Raw genomic sequence first — 15,767 nt, forward strand, 5'->3', positions numbered from 1 at the left:
CATGGTTCTGTTCTAAGCCTAATACAAAAAAAGCTCACCGAAGTGAGCTTTGAATTAGGTTTAGGAGTTGAAAGTCATGAGCTAAAGTTACACTGCGTACGCAGTACTTTGGGCCACGATTTGATTAAACTCGGCTCTAGACTGCTGAGCAGTTTCGGATAACTCGAGTTTTCTTTCTTTTGCTTTTACCACGTTATCCAGTAGGTTTTGCAACTCCTCTTGCATCTCCTGAGGTAAGTGATGGTCTGCAAAATCGTTGTCGTCGCTGTGCTCAAGAGCAAAAGCGCGAATACGTTTACGAAGCTTCATCAACTCAGCCAGTGCGTCACGCTCATCTTCTGCTGCTTCTTGGGCCGCATCACGCGCACGCTCAAACCTTGCCATCGCCATCCCTTCGGTTGACCAAGGATCGAACTCTGGCAGTTCTTCGATGTTGATGGTTGGCTCTAGATAATCTTCTTGATGGCGAATGTCCAACGTTGTGGCACGAACGGCTGACACCATCAACATGATGGAAATGCCAAGCAATGGTAGACCACCAACGATCGCTGCGGTTTGTAAGGTGCTTAGGCCGCCCATGAACATGAGTACTGTCGGGAGGAAAGACAGCGTAAATGCCCAGAACATGCGGTTCCAGCGCATCGGTTCTTCGGTCACGTTATTTTGTACAACAGACGCAAGAATGTAAGAGATCGAGTCGAATGTGGTTGCGGTAAAGATAATACACAGCAATGTAAAGATCGCGATGACCAAGTAGCTCATTGGTAGTGCATCAAGCATTGAGAAGATGGCAGCGGTTGCCCCTTCTGCATTCAAGATGGCAACGACGTCCAATTCTCCTGATAGCTGTAGAGACAAGCCATAGTTGCCCAGAATCATGAAGAATAGGAAACAACCTAGAGAGCCGAAGAAGATGGAGCCAGAGACCATTTGTTTGATTGTGCGCCCGCGAGAGATACGCGCTACAAATAGACCCATACTTGGCGCGAACACGAGCCACCATGCCCAGTAGAAAATCGTCCAATCCTGTGGGAAGTGGGTGTTGTCGAACGTGCCGTATCCACCGAATGGTTCCGCCCATGTCGCCATCACAAAGAAGTTCGACAACATACGACCAATCGAGTCTAAGCCCGTTTCAAGCATGAAGATGGTTGGGCCAACGGCAAGTACAAAGGCAAGCAGTCCCATTGCACCCCAGAAGTTAATGTTACTGAGAACTTTAATGCCTTTTTCCATACCCGCGTAAGAAGAGTAAGCGAAAATCGCCGTACAGATAAGCAGTACCAGTACTTGGCTGTAGGTGTTCTTAGGCATGCCAAACAAGTAATGTAGGCCTTCACCAATCAGAGGTGCTGCCAAGCCCAAGCTGGTCGCCGCGCCGCCAAGTAGACCAAAGATAAACAGTACATCAACAATTTTACCTGCTGAACCTTTACTGCGCTCTTCACCAAGGACGGGCATCAAGGCACTGGATACTTTCAGTACAGGCTGTTTACGTACGTAGAAGAAGTACGCAATCGGTAGAGCAGGAATCAGGTAGATAGACCAAGCAATTGGTCCCCAGTGGAAAAGACCGTAGGTTGCAGCCCAACGGACCGCTTCTTCGCTGCCAGGCTCAAGCTGGAAAGGAGGTGATTGGTAGTAGTAAGCCCACTCGATACAGCCCCAATAAAGGATGCTGGCACCTATACCGCCACAGAAAAGCATGGCCGCCCATGATGCGGTGGTAAATTCTGGTTTTTCGTCTGGATCACCTAGCTTGATTTGCCCCATGTCGCTGAACACAACGTAAATCATGAAGATAAAGGCAGCAAGGCCAAGGGCAAGATAGAGGAAACCGAGCTTGTCGGTCATAAAGGTCTTAGCAACCGCAATCCATTCTGCACCTTCTGTTGGAAACAAAATTAGAGGGAAAACAATCGAAAGGAGAAGCGCAATTGCGCCAAAAAAAGTGGGTTTGTCTATAAGAGAAAATGCGTTTTTCACAGTTCATCATCCGTTAATGAATAGTGATCCATTATGGACTTGGATAAAAAACGCGTTCAAATGAGGTTCGTTGTCGTAACGAAAGAAACTCTTGTTTAATCAATTGATTATTGGTTGAATTTTAAACTCTTGTCGCACGAAAGCTAGACTAGAGCCAAGATGATTCCACTAACAGTCAACGCCGCTGAAAGGTATTGGCCAGCAGAGTATGAGCCATCTTCCTCTTCTTCAATGGTGTCAGGATGATCCATACCCAATGCTCCATGAGCAAAAGACTCTACTTGGTCACCGACGGTTTTATTTTCCGCTTCGACTTTTTTACTTTCGTGATCGATTTGCTTTAGCGCCGCAAGCAACGCTTTTCCTTCTGAGGAGAGCGTGACTTTGTTTTGCTCCACTTTTAATGGGGCTGCGTCGGCAACGTTTTCTGCCGTTTTGGCCTGGTCTACTTTGTTTTGCTGCGCCGCGTATGTATTGACTGAATTGCTTCCTACTGGATTCATCTGTTCCCCCTTCGAACAACGACAATCGCTCATTGAGTGCAGGTAAAAAGCAGTTATCTTTATATCGACGGCGACAGACATTTCTTGAATCAATCAAATAAAAAATAGGTCTGTTTTTGCCGCTTCCTATGTATAAACAAAGTTGCTAGCAAAAAGCAGACCTGTTTTTTTTCATCCTTTGTCAGACGATCCTGATCACTTACATTCTAGGTCGCTGTTACGTGTCGCTAAGTGTTTGTACGCAGCCATGCGATTTGCGTCTTGTACATAGCGCACGGGCGGTTCGAGCACCTCAAGCTGATAATCGGAGCCACCTAAAGTGATGTTTTCCGTTGGGGTAATCACCAGCACTTTTAAGTTTGGATTACGAGTCAAGATAGAAGCTGCTGTGCCTAAGCCACCTTCAGTATGGAATTTTCCGGCAACGTGAACCACTTGAGTACCTGGATGTTTTTCCAAGTATTTAATGATGGATTCCGCCATGGTTTCATCCCATGTTACCTGAGCTGCGTATTGTTTTTCGGTTTGCTCAGGCTTGCCATGGTGCATAGATGCCATGAACTTTTCTTTGTATGGGCTGTTCGCGGTGTTGACGTCAGCTGCAACAAAACTGCGCTCATCGCTATCGAGTTTATCTAGGTAATCGACACCTTGGCGGCCAATACAACGCACAATGTTTTTCGGTGCGTTTGAGGCGATGACTGGAATATCAGCCTGCTTAGCAAACTCAATTAATGGGCGGTAATCACTTTCATAATTTGGCCATGCATTACTTTGTTTCATGAAGTACTGCTCACCAATTTCAGCGTTTAAGTAGGCATCTAATATCGCTTGCTTGTCGCGTGTCACTTGCTCCATTGAAAGAGCAAGAGGGCGATTTGCAGAAGATAACTGTTTTAACATGTCGGTCTGAAAACGGTGGATGCCAGCGTGCGTGTGCCATTCACCAATCAGAATCACATCGGCTTGTTGTATCTCGGGGGTTAATTGATTAACTGAGATAGCTTCACCAGAAGGGGCATGAAGTTGGTAGTCATAGAAACTGGTCACGTTGTCAGCAACGGTATCGGGAGCGGTCGGTGCGTTTGACGCACAACCTGTCAGTAAGCCCGTAAAAATCAGGCCTAGGGTAGAAAAGCGCATTAAAAAGCCTCCAAAAATGTCCGAATGATATTAATGGAGGCTGACAAATGAATCAATGGTAATGATAATAATTAGCGTTACAGTTTATTCTTCATTCTCAGATTGAGCTGATTTTTTACGATAAACTCGTAACATAAAATCAGCCTCACATTGGAAAAGTGTAGATGACTTTAGCTCTTCACGAAGTTCATCGCTGGCTTTCCATGCAAATGGGGTCATTTGCAGTAAATCGAATGCGACGCCATCTTTTAAATCCATGACGTAGTTAAGCTTTTGTTGATGCTCAAGTTCGAATCCTTCGATACTTTCTGGTTCTTCGTTGTGCAAACGAATTTCCTGATAGATACGCTCGCGGAATTGATATAGGTGACGACCTGCTGGCGTTACCGTAATGACCACACCGTTACCTTTAATTACACGTTGCAGCTCTTCCGCTTTACATGGTGCGTAGATGCGTAAAATCGCATCCAGAGATTGCTCTGCAAAAGGTAGACGATGACTTGATGCCACGCTGAAATCGCAGTTAGGGTAGCGCTTAGAGGCGTAACGAATTGCGACTTTAGAGATGTCCAAGCCGTAAACATTTGCCGCTTCATTTTGAGCATGCAGAGACTGCTGAACTTGATCGGTGTAGTAGCCTTCACCACAACCAATGTCCAATAGCTGATGGCTTGTACCTGCGGTGTACCTCGCACACAGGCGAGCAACTTCTTGGCGCATTGGATCGTAATGGTTGCCCTCTAGGAAACGACGACGAGCTTGCATCATTTCTTTGTTGTCACCTGGATCTTTTGAGCGTTTGTGATGTGCAGGCATCAAGTTGACGTAGCCTTCTTTCGCTAAGTCGAATTGATGATTGTTTTCACACTTAAACGTCTTAGCTGTGAGCTCAAGAGGTTGGTGACATAGAGGACATTGATAGTTCATGACGATCTCTGGACTGGAAGTAGGGCGGCAAATTCTATCAAAAAGGGATGCGGCAAGCGAAACAAAAAAGCGCTTCGAGTCGTCGCGCTTTGGGTGCTGAATGAGCGGCATACTGGAGGAAAAATCATACCTTAGGTTTAGGTCACGTTTATCGCTGTTTTTTCTGGGTATGGTTGACGCTTTCCTAGCGTTTGATAAGAGCCGATATGACAAAGAAAATTATCTTAGACACAGACCCTGGCATTGACGATGCGATAGCGATTCTTTTTGCAGAAGCGCATCCAGGCGTAGAGCTAATGGGCATTACGACAGTTTATGGCAATGCGACCATAGACAATGCCACACAGAATGCGCTTTACCTAAAACAGAAGTTTGGTATGAAAGCGCAGGTTGCGAAAGGGGCGGATAAGCCTTTAGTAAAAGCGCCGGTCGGAGCAACGGTTGTTGTGCATGGTGAAGCCGGCTTTGGTGATGTGAAAGCGCCAAGTTTACTGGATGTGAGTGCCATTGATACGCCTGCCTATCGTTACATCATTGATAGCGTTAGAGCGGAGCCGGGAGAAATTACCTTGGTGGCCGTAGGTCCTTTAACTAACCTTGCGCTTGCTTTGGAAGCGGACCCAGAAATCGTTCACTTGGTTAAAGAAGTGGTTGTGATGGGCGGCGCTTTCGGAGAGAACGACCATCGAGGCAATGTCACGCCATTTGCGGAAGCAAATATCCATGATGACCCTCATGCTGCCGATAAAGTATTCACTGCGTCTTGGCCTGTGGTGATTATTGGTTTGGATGTAACGGAAGAGAGCTTCTTTACTGGGCAATACCTAGACCAGCTGCGAGAAGAGGCGGGTGAAGTAGGGCAATTCATTTGGGATGTAAGCCGTTACTATTTGAAGTTTTACTCAGAGAAGGTGGGAATGAACGGTTGCCATGTCCACGATCCTTCCGCGATTGCCTATGTGATTGAACCTGAGCTATTCACCTTACGCAGTGGTGCCATCAGGGTGGTTACCGATGGACCCGCAGAGGGGATGACGATTCAGAAAACGGATCAACGCAAATACATGCAAGATGAGTGGAGTGTTTTCTCCGGGCAAAACGTTGGGGTTGGCGTGAACAGCGATGCGTTACTCTCTCTTTATCGAGAATCGATTATTTGTTATTCAAAGGGATAATGGAGTGGGGTTATCGGTAATAGTCGATGACTTGCACAGATATCCTCTCGTTGCCTGACTCTACAGGAAGAGTAAAAGCATTCGACGTTGGATATTTATTTTGATTGTCGTAGGTTAGGCCTTCAATCTTCTTGAATGGTTTGTTCTTATCATAGAACATCTCAATGCTTATTGCCGTTTTTTGGTTTGCGGAAACTTGGAAACGGCAAATACCAGTCGGGCAATAGACTTGATATTGAGTTGGCGACAACTGCTTGTATTCGGCGACGTTCTTTTCGGCTTGTAATGAGACCTCAGTGTTGGCACAGCCAAACAATAAGCCCGTAAGAAGTGATATTGAATAAATGCGGTATTTCATGGTTATGCCATCATCTCGACTCATTTTGGTTGGTCTTAGTATGGCATGAGTAGCTCGTGTGTTGTGCTTTGGCGTTGTAAAAAAGACCGGATGAGCCGGCCTTTAAACTGGATTACTGCGCTGAAATCACAGTGATAAGTTCGTGTGTCTCGCCTGGCTGTAACGTCTTGCCTTGCTCGATACTTGGCGAATGCACTGTCGACTCAACACACAGCATGGTTTCGTAGCCGTTGTCTGCCATGTCACCCATGCCTTGTGCGCCTTCTGCCCAAGGGTTCCACAGTACTGCTGAGTTATGGCCTTGGTTTTCTACACTAAGAGTGCGATCCAATACTGGATCTTTCACCAAAATTTGCGTTTCTGGCTGAGTGTAAACACGGTCGATAGTATCGGTTAGCTGAAGAACTTCGCCACCTTGGCAGACTTCGCCTGCTTTTAGACTGTCGATGTATTCAGGGCCCATACCCGTCGTTTGTGCTTGCTTAATATCACCAACGTTTAGGTAAGTGTGCAGTGCACCAGAGAATGTCCACTCTTCATCATCAATGTTCATGACTTTCAATGTCACTTTTAGCTCATCGCTGATTTCAACGACAAGACGAGCATCGAACATGTGTGGCCAAATGTTATGAATCTCTTCAGTTGGGAAAAGGGCGAGTTCAACGATCACACCATTGTCGTTTTCACGGTGCTCAACCAATTCCCATTCTGCCGTGCGCGCAAAACCATGTGCTGGTGCTGCGATACGGCCAAACCAAGGCCAACAAACCGGAATACCACCGCGAAGTGCTGCTTTACCATCGAAGATAGCTTTTTCGCTCATCCAGATCAGATCTTGCTGGCCGGCAGGAGCGAACGATACGACATGACCACCATGTAGTGCGATACCTGCAGTTGCTTTCTCATGAATAACGCGGACGATTTTAATCTGATCAATTTCGACGATAGTGACGTTATCAGATAGCACGGTTAGGGCTGGGAGAGTTTTTAAATCCATGTATAGTTTCCTATCGCTGGGAGAGAGCTTTCGACAAGCTTCGCATATTGAATGCAACTTCGAGTCTTCATTCTCTCAAATTCCAGATACAAAAAAGGCGACTCTAGAGCCGCCTTTTATTCAAATCTTATGTTTCAAACACAAGCTTCGCTAATTGCTTTTCAGCTAAGTAATAATTACTTAGAGATGTGAGCGATTAGGTCTAGAACTTTGTTTGAGTAACCGATTTCGTTGTCGTACCAAGATACAACTTTAACGAAGTTATCAGTTAGAGCGATACCAGCTTTAGCATCGAATACTGAAGTTTGAACTTCACCGATGAAGTCTTGAGAAACAACTTGGTCTTCAGTGTAGCCTAGAACGCCTTTTAGTTCGCCTTCAGAAGCTTCTTTCATTGCTGCACAGATAGCTTCGTAAGATGCGCCTTCTTTTAGGTTAACTGTTAGGTCAACTACAGAAACGTTAGCTGTTGGTACGCGGAAAGCCATACCAGTTAGTTTGCCGTTTAGTTCTGGAAGAACAACGCCTACAGCTTTAGCTGCACCAGTTGATGATGGGATGATGTTTTGAGAAGCACCACGACCACCACGCCAGTCTTTAGCAGAAGGACCGTCTACAGTTTTTTGAGTTGCTGTAGTAGCGTGAACTGTAGTCATAAGACCAGATTCGATACCGAACTTGTCGTTAAGGACTTTAGCGATAGGCGCTAGACAGTTAGTAGTACAAGAAGCGTTAGAAACGATATCTTGACCAGCGTAAGTTGCGTGGTTAACGCCCATTACGAACATTGGAGTAGCGTCTTTTGAAGGACCAGTTAGAACAACTTTCTTCGCACCAGCAGTGATGTGCTTACGTGCAGTCTCGTCAGTTAGGAAAAGACCAGTTGCTTCAGCTACAACGTCAACGTCGATAGCATCCCATTTTAGGTCTTCTGGGTTGCGCTCTGCAGTTACACGTACAGTTTTACCGTTAACGATTAGGTTACCGCCTTCAACTTCAACAGTACCGTTGAAACGGCCGTGAGTTGAGTCGTACTTAAGCATGTATGCCATGTAATCTACGTCGATAAGGTCGTTAATACCTACAACTTCGATGTCGTTGCGCTCTTGCGCTGCACGGAATACGAAACGACCGATACGGCCAAAACCGTTAATACCTACTTTGATAGTCATTATAGTTGCTCCACAACTTAATTTCTGATTAAAGATAACTGGTAGTAAAATTACAAAATCCAGTAAACATCTGCAACAGATAATCGGACTTAACTTGTTTAAAGTCAAAAAAAAGCGACGCTTTTTTTAACAATTCTTCGCAAATGCTCGTTTTTTAAACTTTTAACTGGTTATTCTACATCCCAGTTGGCGTAATATAACTTTCGAGATAAGAACTCGTATCAAATTAATTACACATGGTGTCCTGGTGAGAAAGTATGTGCTACAACTGTTACGAGAAGCAAGTTTTTTGCTAAAAAAGTCATTGCCAAAAATAAGAAATAAGGAACAGAAATTGGTAGAACAAAGCGGAAGAAAAGTAACGAAGTCCGATGAACATTGGCGTGAACAGCTCTCTGATGAAGAGTTTCGCGTTTGTCGTGAGCAAGGAACAGAGCCTCCGTTCTCCGGTAAACTGCTTCATAATAGGGAGACGGGTGTCTACGCTTGCACATGCTGCAATGCCCCTCTATTTGTCTCCGATAACAAGTACGATTCTAGCTGTGGATGGCCAAGTTTTGATGCGCCAATTAACGACACAGCGGTGCGTTATCTTAAGGATCTGAGCCATGGAATGGTGCGAACTGAGATTCGATGCGCAGCTTGTGATAGCCATTTAGGTCACGTTTTTGAAGATGGGCCACAAACGACAGGCGAACGCTATTGTGTAAACTCGGTGTCGTTAATTTTCAACAAATCCGACCAATAACGCCATTTTAGGCTGAAAGAATGTTTCATCCTTTCAATTAATAAAATACTAAGCGGTTACCGTGCAAATAAAAAAACTCCCGATATCAACGGGAGCTTTTTATTTTATAAATCGACAGGAATCATCTTTGGTGAATAGTTCCCTTTATCGATCGCCTTCGATATAGATTCAGCCAGATCATCTAACTGTTCATATTGTCCTTGATCGGAAAAGTTGAACATGCGCTTTAACTGTTGTTCATCGGCGAGGGGAACATCGAAGCGTTTAGCAACCATCGCCCATAAGTAAGCTTGCTCTTTGTTACCCATACCTTGGTTAATGCTCGCTAATGATTTCAAGATCGCAGGGTTTAAGGTTTTCTCATTCGACATCGAGAGCGAGTTATGCAGCAATGTTAGTGTCTTTTGTGGATCGCGGTTCGTGTAGAAAGTTGCGAGCGCATATTGCATTTCGGCAGTATTTAGCTCTGGTTTCCCTTCCATTTGTAAAAACTGGCGACGTGCTTGATTATCGCCGGTTTGAGACCACAAGAAATACAGCGTGGCTGGATCTTTCGACCCTTTCAGTTCCGCAACGATACGATCCAACTCATCAATACTGTGCACCAAAGCATCAAAGCGTTTACGTTTTAACGCACTTTGGTCGATAGGTGTGATTTGCGAGGCGAGTTCTAGACATTTGCGATACTCAGCAACCAAGCCATATTCGATTACTTGATTAGCTTCTGATGGATCTTTGAGAAGTTCAAAGCGATGCCAAACCAAATTCGTTCGTGGAATACGACATTGACCGTCGTCCATATTGAGGTTCTCACAACGAAGCTGCGGATTTTTCTCGCACAATTCTTCTGTGGTGACGTTGCCTTCGAAGCAACCTGTTAATGTCAGGCTGGCAAGCCCTGCTAGTAACCAGTATGTTCGTTTCATGGTTTTGCTTGTGATCCGTTACACCAATTCATTTTCGGGTTCTTGACTCTGCTTTCTATACCGTTATGTTCTGTAAATAGAATGTAATAAGAAGGTAAATTATGGACGCAGAACAATTATTAAATGCGATAACTCCAGAAGTCTACGAACGATTGGTTTACGCAGTAGAGACAGGAAGATGGCCTGAGGGTACACCACTTTCTCAAGAGCAGCGAGACTCATGTATGCAAGCTGTGATGTTGTATCAATCAAAACACAACACAGATGCACAGCACATGACGGTTGCCGCTGGTGGCGAAATTAGCTTTAAATCTAAGCAAGAATTGAAGAAACAGTTCAGCCAAGAAGAGCAAGACATCGTTCGCGTGAACCCAAACCTGAACTAAACGGTGCATCTCTGTTCACCGGATAACTTCGTTAAAGCAAAAAGCCCAATTCACGTGAATTGGGCTTTTTCGTATCTTGTTGCTGGGTTATGGGTCTACTTGTTGTGCATTGGAATCACTTATTGTGCTATGGCGTCATTCTTTGCACTGTGAACCTGGTTATAGGCTCATTTCACCACGTAGGACTTCTTGCATCCTCTGTTTTATTTCTTCGTAAGACAAATCTTGGCTCAGAAGGTAGTGAAGTTTTGCCAATGCCGCTTCGGGTGTCATGTCGAAACCACTGATTACGCCAGAGTCAGCCAGAGCACAGCCCGTCGCGTAGCCACCCATATTTACCTTACCGGCTAGGCACTGAGTCAAGTTCACTACGATAACGCCACGCTCAGATGCTTCTTTAAGGTGACCAAGTAGTTCTGGGTTTTGCGGAGCGTTACCCACGCCAAACGTCAGTAGAATCATTGCGTTCACTGGCTGGCGAAGCGTGTTGCGAATCACTTCGTGTGAAATCCCAGGGTACATGGTGATCACACCGATTGGTTGCGGCGTGATGTTGTGTACTTTGAAATCACCTTCAGATTTTGCGCCCACAGTAATGTTGCTGCTGATCTGAATGTTGATACCTGCTTCCAGAAGTGGAGGTAGGTTTGGTGAAGTGAAGGCATTAAAACCATCGGCATGAGACTTGGTACTGCGGTTACCGCGCATCAACTGGTTGTTGAAGAACAACGTCACTTCATTGATAGGGTAGTTTGCCGCAATGTGCAGTGCGTTAAGAAGGTTTGCTTGACCGTCTGAGCGCAATTCTGCCAGTGGAATTTGTGAGCCTGTCACGATGACTGGCTTACCTAGGTTCTCCAACATGAAAGACAAAGCAGAAGCTGTGTATGCCATGGTGTCGGTACCATGCAGAATCACAAAGCCATCGTATTTGTCGTAGTTGTCACGGATGTCGTCTGCGATTTGCTGCCAGTCAGCTGGCGTCATATCTGATGAGTCGATCAGAGGCTCGTACTCATGGATAGTGTATTCCGGCATTTCTGGGCGGTGGAACTCGGGCATACTGGCTAATTGCTTTTCCATAAAGCCAGCCACAGGCACGTAGCCGTGATCCGATTTTTGCATACCGATGGTGCCACCGGTGTAAGCGATGTAGATATGTTTTCTAGTCATCGTTCTACTTTACTTCATGTAGGGGAACAGTGGCGGGGATTATAGCGAAATGAAGCCTAATAAAAAGGGGCATCTCGCACAGAGATGCCCCTTTTTGACTAAGCTAGGAAAGCTATTGCACTTGGCAGTTCAAACAGAAGGCGTATTGGCCTTTTGGATCGTTGAAGCTCTGCATCATGCTTGCATCTTGCTCAAGCTGTTGAGCCACAGGCTGTAAGCTCTTTGGTAAGATGCTTGTTGTATCGATACCCAAAGACACTTTCACTTGGTTCATGAACTCTTGGACGAACTGTTCTGTCGGTGATAATGGTTCTTCAACCCAGTAGAGCTCATAGTCTTCTATTTCAGCCAGTTTCGCTGCCAATTTCACTGCGTCATCAAAGTCACCCATTTGGTCTACAAGGCCGAATGACATTGCATCTTGACCTGTCCAAACTCGACCTTGAGCGACTTTATCTACTTCGTCTAGTGACATATCTCGGCTTGAGCCAACCAGAGAGATAAAGCGCTTGTAGCCATGTTCGATACCGAGCTGGAATGCTTGAGATGCACCATCTGAAAGACCCGTCGTGATGCCATCACCAGAGAAAGGTGATGTGCCAACGCCATCGGTACTGATACCTAGTTTGGTAAAGCCTTTTTCAAATGTCGTGATAACACTGAAGATGCCAATCGAGCCCGTTAGCGTGGTTGGCTGCGCAACAATCTTATCTGCACTCATTGAGATCCAGTAACCGCCTGAAGCCGCTAAGCTAGACATCGAAACCACAACTGGTTTACCTGCTTCTTTTAACGCTTCTACTTCGTTACGAATCACTTCAGAGGCAAAAGCGCTGCCTCCAGGGCTGTCGACACGCAGGACAACCGCTTTAACTTTGTCGTCGTTGCGAGCTTGACGAAGTAGGCTTGCCACCGTGTCACCGCCAACGGTACCGCGCGGTTGTTGGCCATCCATAATGGCGCCGCTTGCTACGACAACAGCAATGTCATTTTCAGACGTCGTTAGGTTAGGGGGCATGGTCGCTAGGTAATCGTAGTAGCCAATTGCGTTGTAGCTATCTTTACCGTCACTGCCGAACTCTTTTGCGAACAGCTTGCGTACGTCTTGACGTGTTGCTAGCTCATCGACTAGGCCCATTTTAACGGCCAGTTGCGCAAGGTCACCATCGACTGATTTCATCTCAGCAAGCAATTCATCCATGGTTGGATTCAGTGCTTTGGCATCGATATTACGGTTGGTTGCTACGTCATCAACAAAGGCACTCCAAAGCTGAGTGATCCAGCGCGTCGCCGACTCTTTTGCCGCATCAGACATGTCATCACGAATAAATGGCTCAATTGCAGACTTGTAAGTACCTACTCGGAATACGTGAGTAGATACTTCTAACTTCTCTAACAAGGTTTTGTAGTACATCGAGTAAGAGCTGTAGCCCTTAATCAACACACCACCATCCGGAGCGAGGAAGATTTTATCTGCGTAGCTCGCTAGATAATATTGGCTTTGGTTGTAGAAATCGCCGACTGCATAAACAGGTTTGCCAGACGTTTTAAATTCATTCAGCGCTTTGGCGATATAACGAAGTTTGGTCAGGTTAGTTTCAGGCATATCGCGCAGCGCCAGTACCATGCCGGAGACCTTAGGATCGTCTTTCGCGTAGCGAATGGTATCGACGATGTCGAACAATACGTTCTCTTTCGGCATCTCGTTACCGAGCACAGAGCCGGTTATCGAATCCATCGGGTTTACGTAACGGCGCTGCTCAACGATAGGCCCAGAAAGGTTCATTACCAGCGCGGATTCTTTTTCCACGGTTGGCTGACTTTCGTCAGTGTAGGTAAAGGCAAAGTAGAAAACGGCAATCATTACCAGGAAGATCAGGTTTGCCAGAGCAAGTCTGACAAAGGTGATGGCTTTCCATATCCCCTTAAATATCAGACCAATAAATTTGAAGAGTTTTTTCATCTTGTCTCCATTACGAGATAGTCATTCCCTAATCTTACAAAGTATGGGTTCTTATCTCTAAGATCTCAAAAGATAACAATTTTTTTAGCTTATCACGTCAATTCAACAATTGGCATATTTTAACGTGAGATTGATGCGTGTTGCAAAAATGTAAACAGGCGTTTGATCTTTTGGTTTTTGCGGCGTACTGTGGTCAGACCACAACAATAAAAATGGATGTTTAGTGATGTCTGCCATGTACCCAAACTTGTTAAAGCCACTGGACTTAGGTTTTACACAGCTACGAAACCGTGTCCTGATGGGATCAATGCACACAGGCCTAGAAGAGCATAAAGAAGGTCTACAGAAGCTTGCGGCGTTTTACGAAGAACGTGCAAAAGGTGGTGTAGGTCTCATCGTGACGGGCGGTTTCTCCCCTAATCTACGTGGTCGATTACATCCTTTGAGTGCAGAATTTAGTAAGCCAAAACATGCTAAAGCACACAAGGTAGTGACAGAAGCAGTACATAAACACGGCGGTAAAATTGCCCTACAAATCCTTCATGCTGGACGCTACGCGATGCATCCATTCGCGCAAAGTGCGTCGGGCATGAAAGCACCGATTGCTAAGTTCGCACCGAGCGAAATGAGCGACCGTCAAATTAAGAAAACCATCGACGCTTTTGCTAATAGCGCTGAGCTTGCGCAACTGGCTGGGTACGATGGTGTCGAACTGATGGGTTCAGAAGGCTACTTGATTAACCAATTCCTTTGTAAACGCACCAATATGCGTTACGACGAATGGGGCGGTAGCTATAAGAAACGCATGCGCTTCCCAGTTGAAATCGTCAAAGCCGTACGCAAGGCCGTGGGGGAGAAGTTCATTATCATCTTCCGCCTTTCGATGCTTGATTTGGTTGAGCAAGGCAGCACATTTGAAGATGTTATCGAGTTAGCAAAAGCGCTAGAAGAAGCAGGCGTGACCATCATTAACACGGGTATCGGTTGGCACGAAGCACGAATTCCGACTATTGCTACTCAGGTTCCTCGTGGTGCGTTCACGTGGGTGACAGAGAAAGTCAAACCTCATGTGTCAGTGCCAATTATCACCTGTAACCGTATCAACACTCCAGATGAAGCCGAGCGAATTCTTTCTTCAGGTCACGCAGATATGGTGTCGATGGCACGTCCGTTTCTGGCAGACCCATATTTTGTCGCTAAGGCAGAGCAAGAAAAGTCGCAGCTTATTAACACCTGTATAGGCTGTAACCAAGCGTGTCTGGACAATGTATTCAAAGGTAAGCGCGCAAGCTGTTTGGTTAACCCGCTTGCGTGTTACGAAACGGAAATCGTTGTTGAAGACGCTTTCAATAAGAAGAACATCGCCGTTGTTGGCGCTGGCCCTGCTGGTTTAGCGTGTGCGACGACGCTGGCAGAACGCGGACACAAAGTGGATCTGTTTGAGAAGAACGATCGCATTGGCGGTCAGTTCCGATTAGCGATGCAGATCCCGGGTAAAGAAGAGTTCCGTGAGACCATTCGTTACTTTGCTAACCGCATTGAAGAAACAGGGGTGAACCTTCACTTAGAGACCGAGGCCAATTACGACCTGCTTACCGAATACGATGAAGTCGTCATGGCATCGGGTGTTGAACCACGCAAAGTGAAAATTGATGGTATCGATAATCCTGAAAAAGTGATCGATTACCAAACACTGATTCGAGATAAAACACCTGTGGGCGAAAAAATCGCAATCGTCGGTGCTGGTGGTATCGGTGTCGATGTCGCTACCATGATCACTGAGCCTGTCGGTCAAACGCTGGATGATTGGTTGCATGAATGGGGCATCGACAAAGAAATGTCTCAACCGGGTGGCCTGTATCCTTATCCAGATGCTGTTAGCGATAAAGAAGTATGGGTGCTTCAACGTCGTAAAGGGCGTGTCGGTAAAGGGCCGGGCAAAACCACAGGTTGGATTCATAAACGTACGCTAGAGAAACGTGGTGTTCACCTTTACGGTGGGGTGTCGTACGACAAGATTGATGATGCTGGTTTGCACATCCATGTCAATGGTAAAGAGCAGTTGCTAGAAGCCGACAAAGTGGTGATTTGTGCAGGGCAAGAATCGGTTCGCCCGTTTGAAGACAAATGGCATGAGTTGGGAGAGAAGCTACACATTATTGGTGGCGCAGACCATGCGGGTGAGCTTGATGCCGTGCGAGCGATTCGTCAAGGCGTCAAACTTGCTGTGAAACTCTAAAACGTAACCTCAAAAATAGTTTTTTCATTCGTTCTTAACCTTTTATCGCTGCGCCAAGTGCGCAGCTTTTT

Annotated in this window: 14 protein-coding genes; 4 read left to right on the forward strand and 10 right to left on the reverse strand. The window is 45.9% G+C overall.

Translation table 11 applies throughout. The features are described 5' to 3' along the window. Positions 1–87 precede the first annotated feature (87 nt). The 4 genes from KIV40_RS04295 to rlmA form a co-directional block, all read right to left on the reverse strand. Entirely contained in the window at positions 88–1,986 is a 1,899-nt protein-coding gene (locus tag KIV40_RS04295) for a BCCT family transporter (RefSeq protein ID WP_285348034.1), read from the reverse strand. 143 nt (positions 1,987–2,129) lie between these two features. Continuing rightward, entirely contained in the window at positions 2,130–2,489 is a 360-nt protein-coding gene (locus KIV40_RS04300; RefSeq protein ID WP_285348035.1) for a hypothetical protein, read from the reverse strand. 195 nt (positions 2,490–2,684) lie between these two features. Next, positions 2,685–3,632 carry a ChaN family lipoprotein gene (locus KIV40_RS04305; RefSeq protein ID WP_285348036.1) on the reverse strand — a complete coding sequence of 316 codons (948 nt, stop codon included), beginning with the start codon at positions 3,630–3,632 and terminating at the stop codon, positions 2,685–2,687. A gap of 84 nt (positions 3,633–3,716) precedes the next feature. After that, positions 3,717–4,559, reverse strand: a complete 843-nt coding sequence (gene rlmA, locus KIV40_RS04310) for a 23S rRNA (guanine(745)-N(1))-methyltransferase (RefSeq protein WP_285348037.1) — start codon at positions 4,557–4,559, stop codon at positions 3,717–3,719. A gap of 206 nt (positions 4,560–4,765) precedes the next feature. On the opposite strand from rlmA, the gene KIV40_RS04315 reads away from it, so the two are divergent. Continuing rightward, positions 4,766–5,734, forward strand: coding sequence for a nucleoside hydrolase (locus KIV40_RS04315; RefSeq protein WP_285348038.1), 969 nt, complete (start codon positions 4,766–4,768; stop codon positions 5,732–5,734). A 10-nt stretch (positions 5,735–5,744) separates the two neighbouring features. On the opposite strand, the gene KIV40_RS04320 is transcribed toward KIV40_RS04315, so the two are convergent. The 3 genes from KIV40_RS04320 to gap all read right to left on the reverse strand — a co-directional run bounded on the left by KIV40_RS04320 (position 5,745) and on the right by gap (position 8,261). Then, positions 5,745–6,116, reverse strand: coding sequence for a spore gernimation protein (locus tag KIV40_RS04320; protein ID WP_285348039.1), 372 nt, complete (start codon positions 6,114–6,116; stop codon positions 5,745–5,747). An 88-nt stretch (positions 6,117–6,204) separates the two neighbouring features. Beyond that, complete coding sequence (locus KIV40_RS04325) at positions 6,205–7,089, reverse strand: D-hexose-6-phosphate mutarotase (RefSeq protein ID WP_285348040.1); 885 nt, start codon at positions 7,087–7,089, stop codon at positions 6,205–6,207. Positions 7,090–7,265: 176 nt separating this feature from the next. Continuing rightward, on the reverse strand, positions 7,266–8,261 hold the full coding sequence (gap, locus tag KIV40_RS04330) for a type I glyceraldehyde-3-phosphate dehydrogenase (protein WP_009707314.1): 996 nt from the start codon (positions 8,259–8,261) through the stop codon (positions 7,266–7,268). 334 nt (positions 8,262–8,595) lie between these two features. On the opposite strand from gap, the gene msrB reads away from it, so the two are divergent. Beyond that, positions 8,596–9,009, forward strand: a complete 414-nt coding sequence (gene msrB, locus KIV40_RS04335; protein WP_285348041.1) for a peptide-methionine (R)-S-oxide reductase MsrB — start codon at positions 8,596–8,598, stop codon at positions 9,007–9,009. Between the two features lie 104 nt (positions 9,010–9,113). Here the strand turns inward: msrB and KIV40_RS04340 are convergent, their stop codons facing one another. Beyond that, entirely contained in the window at positions 9,114–9,935 is an 822-nt protein-coding gene (locus KIV40_RS04340) for a DUF2989 domain-containing protein (RefSeq protein WP_285348042.1), read from the reverse strand. Positions 9,936–10,036: 101 nt separating this feature from the next. On the opposite strand from KIV40_RS04340, the gene KIV40_RS04345 reads away from it, so the two are divergent. Then, the gene (locus tag KIV40_RS04345) at positions 10,037–10,321 is read left to right on the forward strand and encodes a YeaC family protein (RefSeq protein WP_005532622.1); all 285 of its coding nucleotides are present in this window, start codon (positions 10,037–10,039) and stop codon (positions 10,319–10,321) included. Positions 10,322–10,480: 159 nt separating this feature from the next. Here the strand turns inward: KIV40_RS04345 and ansA are convergent, their stop codons facing one another. After that, positions 10,481–11,494, reverse strand: a complete 1,014-nt coding sequence (gene ansA / locus KIV40_RS04350; RefSeq protein ID WP_285348043.1) for an asparaginase — start codon at positions 11,492–11,494, stop codon at positions 10,481–10,483. A 112-nt stretch (positions 11,495–11,606) separates the two neighbouring features. After that, complete coding sequence (gene sppA / locus KIV40_RS04355; RefSeq protein WP_285348044.1) at positions 11,607–13,457, reverse strand: signal peptide peptidase SppA; 1,851 nt, start codon at positions 13,455–13,457, stop codon at positions 11,607–11,609. A 226-nt stretch (positions 13,458–13,683) separates the two neighbouring features. On the opposite strand from sppA, the gene KIV40_RS04360 reads away from it, so the two are divergent. Further along, positions 13,684–15,696, forward strand: a complete 2,013-nt coding sequence (locus KIV40_RS04360; RefSeq protein WP_285348045.1) for an NADPH-dependent 2,4-dienoyl-CoA reductase — start codon at positions 13,684–13,686, stop codon at positions 15,694–15,696. The last annotated feature ends 71 nt before the right edge of the window (positions 15,697–15,767 follow it).

Source organism: Vibrio sp. D173a (assembly GCF_030248475.1).

What these genes read in the sequence shown, in the direction of transcription:
- KIV40_RS04325 (WP_285348040.1), bottom strand. Translation starts at nt 7,089, where the DNA reads ATGGATTTAAAAACTCTCCCAGCCCTAACCGTGCTATCTGATAACGTC.
- KIV40_RS04360 (WP_285348045.1), top strand. Translation starts at nt 13,684, where the DNA reads ATGTCTGCCATGTACCCAAACTTGTTAAAGCCACTGGACTTAGGTTTT.
- rlmA (WP_285348037.1), bottom strand. Translation starts at nt 4,559, where the DNA reads ATGAACTATCAATGTCCTCTATGTCACCAACCTCTTGAGCTCACAGCT.
- gap (WP_009707314.1), bottom strand. Translation starts at nt 8,261, where the DNA reads ATGACTATCAAAGTAGGTATTAACGGTTTTGGCCGTATCGGTCGTTTC.
- KIV40_RS04315 (WP_285348038.1), top strand. Translation starts at nt 4,766, where the DNA reads ATGACAAAGAAAATTATCTTAGACACAGACCCTGGCATTGACGATGCG.
- KIV40_RS04320 (WP_285348039.1), bottom strand. Translation starts at nt 6,116, where the DNA reads ATGAGTCGAGATGATGGCATAACCATGAAATACCGCATTTATTCAATA.
- KIV40_RS04300 (WP_285348035.1), bottom strand. Translation starts at nt 2,489, where the DNA reads ATGAATCCAGTAGGAAGCAATTCAGTCAATACATACGCGGCGCAGCAA.
- sppA (WP_285348044.1), bottom strand. Translation starts at nt 13,457, where the DNA reads ATGAAAAAACTCTTCAAATTTATTGGTCTGATATTTAAGGGGATATGG.
- KIV40_RS04305 (WP_285348036.1), bottom strand. Translation starts at nt 3,632, where the DNA reads ATGCGCTTTTCTACCCTAGGCCTGATTTTTACGGGCTTACTGACAGGT.
- KIV40_RS04340 (WP_285348042.1), bottom strand. Translation starts at nt 9,935, where the DNA reads ATGAAACGAACATACTGGTTACTAGCAGGGCTTGCCAGCCTGACATTA.
- KIV40_RS04345 (WP_005532622.1), top strand. Translation starts at nt 10,037, where the DNA reads ATGGACGCAGAACAATTATTAAATGCGATAACTCCAGAAGTCTACGAA.
- ansA (WP_285348043.1), bottom strand. Translation starts at nt 11,494, where the DNA reads ATGACTAGAAAACATATCTACATCGCTTACACCGGTGGCACCATCGGT.